Here is a 5,180-nt window from a genome sequence, read left to right as displayed (position 1 = left end):
GAGTTCGTCGGTATTATCGGGCATACCGGTTCGGGAAAATCGACTCTCGTACAACTTTTAAACGGGTTATTGCAGCCTACGGACGGAACAGTTTATGTAGACGGCACGGATTTGTCCTGTAAGTCTAAGGAAGCCGTTGCGGCTCGCCGACGTGTAGGTATGGTTTTTCAGTATCCGGAATATCAATTATTTGAAGAAACGGTAGCTGACGACATCGCTTTCGGACCAAAAAACTACGGTCTTTCGGAAGCGGAAGTTACAGAGCGCGTAAAAGAGGCTATGGATTTTGTCGGTTTGGATTATGAAACGTACGGAAAACGCTCTCCTTTTCGCTTGAGCGGCGGGCAAATGAGACGAGTGGCCATTGCGGGAATTATTGCCATGCGTCCCCGCTACCTGATTCTTGATGAACCTTCAGCAGGGTTGGACCCGGTAGGACGACGGGAGATTTTCGGACAGATTGAACGACGTTATAAAGAAACGGGGATTACGGTAGTCTTAGTGTCTCATAATATGGAGGATGTTGCGGCTCTGGCCAATCGCCTGATTATACTTAATCACGGTGAAATTGCGGCTGACGGTGTACCGACGGACATTTTTGCAACGGAGCGGGATGTTTTACGGGCGGCCGGGGTTGATGTACCTCCTGTTACGCATGTATTGCAGTATTTGAAAGGGCGGGGACTTGATGTGGAGACGAGAGTCAAGACCGTGTCGGACGGTACGGATACCATTTATCGAGCATTGAGGAGGAACGGTCATGCTGACTGATATTACATTAGGGCAATACTTTCCCGGAAACTCCTATCTCCATCGCTTGGATCCGCGTATGAAAATCATGGGGACCATGATTTTTATTTTTTCCGTCTTTTTAGCAAATGAACCTTTCTCATATGCTGTTCTGGCAGCTTTTATCGCTTTTACGTATGCTTTATCCCGGTTGTCCGTGCAGACTATGGTGAAGTCGCTGAAGCCCCTTTGGGGAATTATTATTTTCACCTTTGCCGTTCATGTTTTTACGACTCCGGGAAAAGAGTTGTGGACTTACGGTTGGATTCATATTACGGAAGACGGTATTTACAGAGGCTTTTTCATGACCTTAAGACTTGTGTATTTAATTGTCTTTTCATCGCTTCTGACCTATACAACCTCTCCCATTGTTCTGACTGACGGAATTGAGCATCTTTTGTCTCCGTTTAAACGTTTCGGAGTGCCGGCACATGAACTGGCCATGATGATGACAATTGCTATGCGGTTTATTCCTACCTTGTTGGAAGAAACCGGTCGAATTATGAAGGCGCAAACGGCACGAGGCGCCAACTTTACAAGCGGTAACCTTTGGCAGAGAGGAAAGAATATGGTTCCTCTGCTAGTGCCCTTGTTTATCAGTGCCTTTCGTCGTGCCGATGACTTGGCGACAGCCATGGAAGCACGTTGTTACCGTGGCGGAGAAGGTCGTACCCGGTTACATGAGTTGGCATATAGCCGTCGAGACGGCGTAGCCTTTTTCGGAATTGTCATTTTGACTCTTATACTGGCGGTGCTCAGATGGGTGTAATAAAGAATATATCTCTGAGACTGGCTTACGACGGCACGGAGTTTTACGGCTTTCAACGACAGTCGTCTCTGCCGTCGGTACAGCAACATGTAGAAGAGGCCTTATCGGGTATCTACGGTAGAAATATCCGTATATACGGAGCGGCTCGCACCGATTCGGGTGTTCATGCCCGTGGTCAGGTAGTCAATTTTTACGGCGATGATACGATTCCCGTAGAAAGACTTCCTTACGCCCTAAAGGGGAGCTTACCGCCGGCTATTGTAGTACTTTCGGCAACGTTGGAAAGAGAAAACTTCAGTGTACGTCATGATAATAAGGGAAAACATTATCGCTACACTTTGGTAAATGACGGCGTACCCGATCCGTTTATGTTGCGTTATGCCTGGTATATTCGTAAACCCTTAAATTGTGAAAGCATGAAAGAGGCGGCTTCATACTTAAAGGGAACACACGATTTTTCGGCTTTTGAAGGGGCCAATACGACACCTATGAATCCCGTAAAAACCATGTACGGTATTTTTGTTGTATCAAAGAAAAACAGAATTATCATAGATGTCGTGGGGAGCGGCTTCTTATATCATATGGTGAGAAATATGGCCGGAGCACTTGTCGATGTCGGTATGGGACGAAAATCTTCGCAACGAATTAAAGAAATCCTTAAAGGCGGGGACAGGCGTAAGTTGGGAGCTACGGCTCCGGCTCAAGGGCTGTGTTTGGAAGAAGTTTATTACAGTTCCGAGCGCTTGAATCAGGCCTTGGTTGCCTTGGAAGCGGGATTGGATACGGTATAATGAATCTGCGGCCTTGCATGCCTGTGATATAATATACATATTCGGTTTACTATGTATATTTTCATGGTACGACTCGGACGGTTTTTAAAGACAGTATGTTTATGTGAAAACGGTAAGAGGCGGGCAATTTATGAATGATAAAACTCTTCGACGACTTACGAGAGGTGCGGGTGTACTTGTCGTTCTTGTCGTTCTTTGGGCCATACAAGTAGTACGCCCCGATTTCTATACGACTATGTTGTCGCTTACCGTAGAAGGCGATATAAACGGGATGACGGCGTATATGGCCTCCTTCGGATATAAGGCTATATTTATCAGCGTTATTATGGTGGCTTTTGTCAACGCTATCGGGATACCGTCGGTTTTGTTTTTGACGGTTAACGGTGTCATATTCGGACTGATTCCGGGCATTCTTATTTCCTGGGCCGGTGAAGTCATCGGTATAGAAATCAGCTTTCATTTGACGCGAACCTTGTTTCGCGGTCAGGCACAGCGATTTATCGGTAGAAGTGACATGTTCGGCAAATTGGATTCATACAGCTGTATTCGAACGATTATGGCCGGACGGGCCATTCCGTATGCACCTAATGTAGTTGTAACGGCTTTGGGAGCCCTCAGTCATATCAGCTATCGCGATCATTTTATTGCCAACGTAATCGGCAAGTTTCCGGCCGTAGCTGTAGAAGTGTGGTTGGGACATGACTTGTTGTTAATACGCGACCATTGGCAGCGGCTCTTGGCAGTATCAGCTATTGTAGCTCTTGTTTACGGTATTTTGTGGTGGCGCAGAAAGCACGGAAATTCATAATTCTGAGGACAACCTTTCTTTTACAAAGGTTGTCCTTTTTGCATGTAGGAATGCCGGTTTATCTGGAAATTAGGTCGAAAATATTGTAAAATATTTCTAACTATTGTTACTTATTTGCAGACGGGAGAACGGCTATGTCTTATATACCGATTCAAGGATTTATCAGCAGCTTTAGGCTTTTAGATATTCTCGACATTGCCTTAGTTGCTTTTTTCTTGTATAAATTATTTTTGCTTTTGCGTAATACGCGGGCCGTATCCCTTATAAAAGGACTTGTTTTCCTGGGAATTATTACGGTTATCAGCCGTGCCTTGAATTTGCATGTTGTGAACTGGATTTTGCAGCAGGGCATGACGGTTATTTTAGTTGCCTTACCTGTCGTTTTCCAGCCGGAGTTACGTCGAGCTTTGGAACATATAGGTCGAGGCCGACTCTTCCACTCCAATCGTATGATCAGTGAAGAAGAGCTGGCACATATGTTGGATGAAATCATTCCTCTTACGGCCGGCCTTTCAAAGACGAAAACGGGAGCTCTGTTGGTCTTTGAAAGAGAGGTAGGGCTTAATGAAATTATCGATACGGGTATACAGATAGACGGCCTCGTATCAAAGGAGCTTTTGGGCAATATCTTCATTCCCAATACACCCTTACACGATGGAGCCGTAGTAATCCGTGAAGGCCGTATTATGGCGGCCGGTTGTCTATTACCCTTGACGACGGATCGCTCTTTGTCTACGGAATTGGGAACAAGACATAGAGCGGCTATCGGTATCAGTGAAAAATCGGATGCCGTTGTCGTCGTAGTCAGCGAAGAAACGGGTGCCGTTTCTTACACATACGGCGGTCATATTTACCGACATTTGACAGACGAAGGCCTACGTAAGACTTTGGAAGGATTTTTCTCCAAACGGCCTCAAGGCTGGGTGAACTTTTTGAAGAGGAGATCCGATAAATGATAAAGGCACCGCAGGAAAAATGGAAAATTCAAATTATTTGTATTATCGTGGCCATCGGACTTTGGTTTGCCATTATCAGTGAACAAAATCCAATCAGTGAAGGTACTTATACGGTACCCGTTGTAGTGGAAAATCTGGATTCGCAATACGTCGTATCACAGGTGCCTAAAAGTGTATACGTCCACTTATCGGGACCGCGCAACACAATTATTAATGTTAACCCTGCCGATATTAAGGCATATATAGACATGAGTGAGGCTCAGGAAGGGACGATGAACGTACCCGTTCATGTTAAGATTCCGAGCGGTACGGAATTGAAGACGCAAAGCATCATGGAAGCTAATGTGCTGGTCGATGTGTATGCCGTTCAGGAATTTCCGCTTGTACCGCATTTAATGGGGAAACTTGCCGACGGTATTGCCGTTACGGGTATCAAACTTCTGCCTGAGCGTGTAGTCGTGTCGGGGGCAAAACGACTTATTCAGGAAGTGGATCGGGCTATTGTCGAAATCCCCATAGCCGGAAAGTCTTCAGACTTTACGACAATGTCTCCTATTCATCTTGTTCGCGCTGACGGCACTCCTGTTGAAGGTCTTGATTTGACACCTCATCAGAGCAGCGTAGCCTTGACACTTATTCAAAATGCTGCGTCCAAGAAGGTCCCTGTTATTGTGCCGACGTACGGAAGTGCGGATGCGTCTGTGAAGGTGAAGAAAATCAGCGTAGTTCCCGATATGGTAGAGATTCACGGCGATAAGGATAAGTTAGCCTCCATCGGCTCGATAACCCTCGAACCGATTAATTTAAACGGACTGGGTTCAGATAAAGATTTTCGAGTCGGTATCCCCTGGTCTATCGGTGACGGTACGATTGAACCTGACGTTGTAACGGTTAAGGTGGAAACGGAAGAGGCCGAATAAAGGAGAGACAGTTTTGTTAAGATTGAACAATATACGCGTGGCTCTGCCTATGCGTGAAAAGCCGGTGGACATTGCAGCTCGTAAACTGCGGTGTTCTCCTGCGGATATACAAGAAGTAACGGTTGTGCGTCGCTCTGTTGATGCCAG

At 46.0% G+C, this 5,180-nt stretch carries 6 protein-coding genes; all 6 read left to right on the top strand.

Translation table 11 applies throughout. The features are described 5' to 3' along the window. Nucleotides 1-771, top strand: a 771-nt coding sequence (locus tag PGX78_RS06070; RefSeq protein ID WP_270445891.1) for an energy-coupling factor transporter ATPase, incomplete at its 5' end; no start/stop codon positions are given. Further along, nucleotides 761-1,558 carry an energy-coupling factor transporter transmembrane component T family protein gene (locus PGX78_RS06065; RefSeq protein ID WP_270445890.1) on the top strand — a complete coding sequence of 266 codons (798 nt, stop codon included), beginning with the start codon at nt 761-763 and terminating at the stop codon, nt 1,556-1,558. The genes PGX78_RS06070 and PGX78_RS06065, both read left to right, overlap by 11 nt. Continuing rightward, complete coding sequence (gene truA / locus PGX78_RS06060; RefSeq protein WP_270445889.1) at nt 1,549-2,349, top strand: tRNA pseudouridine(38-40) synthase TruA; 801 nt, start codon at nt 1,549-1,551, stop codon at nt 2,347-2,349. The genes PGX78_RS06065 and truA overlap by 10 nt, the downstream gene beginning before the upstream one ends. A 130-nt stretch (nt 2,350-2,479) precedes the next feature. After that, nucleotides 2,480-3,157, top strand: a complete 678-nt coding sequence (locus PGX78_RS06055) for a TVP38/TMEM64 family protein (protein ID WP_270445888.1) — start codon at nt 2,480-2,482, stop codon at nt 3,155-3,157. A 134-nt stretch (nt 3,158-3,291) separates the two neighbouring features. Further along, nucleotides 3,292-4,113, top strand: coding sequence for a diadenylate cyclase CdaA (cdaA, locus tag PGX78_RS06050; protein WP_006941957.1), 822 nt, complete (start codon nt 3,292-3,294; stop codon nt 4,111-4,113). Beyond that, nucleotides 4,110-5,033 (top strand): CdaR family protein, encoded by a 924-nt coding sequence (locus PGX78_RS06045; RefSeq protein ID WP_006941959.1) that lies wholly within the window; start codon nt 4,110-4,112, stop codon nt 5,031-5,033. Before cdaA ends, PGX78_RS06045 begins: the two co-directional genes overlap by 4 nt. The last annotated feature ends 147 nt before the right edge of the window (nt 5,034-5,180 follow it).

It is taken from the genome of Megasphaera sp. AF13-6AC (genome assembly GCF_027685385.1).
In the GTDB taxonomy this organism is placed as follows: domain Bacteria; phylum Bacillota; class Negativicutes; order Veillonellales; family Megasphaeraceae; genus Megasphaera; species Megasphaera micronuciformis.
This window is presented reverse-complemented; position numbering and strand designations above follow the sequence as displayed.

Bases quoted from the DNA above. Each gene is read 5' to 3' on its own strand.
- PGX78_RS06065 (WP_270445890.1), top strand. From the start codon at position 761: ATGCTGACTGATATTACATTAGGGCAATACTTTCCCGGAAACTCCTAT.
- truA (WP_270445889.1), top strand. From the start codon at position 1,549: ATGGGTGTAATAAAGAATATATCTCTGAGACTGGCTTACGACGGCACG.
- PGX78_RS06055 (WP_270445888.1), top strand. From the start codon at position 2,480: ATGAATGATAAAACTCTTCGACGACTTACGAGAGGTGCGGGTGTACTT.
- cdaA (WP_006941957.1), top strand. From the start codon at position 3,292: ATGTCTTATATACCGATTCAAGGATTTATCAGCAGCTTTAGGCTTTTA.
- PGX78_RS06045 (WP_006941959.1), top strand. From the start codon at position 4,110: ATGATAAAGGCACCGCAGGAAAAATGGAAAATTCAAATTATTTGTATT.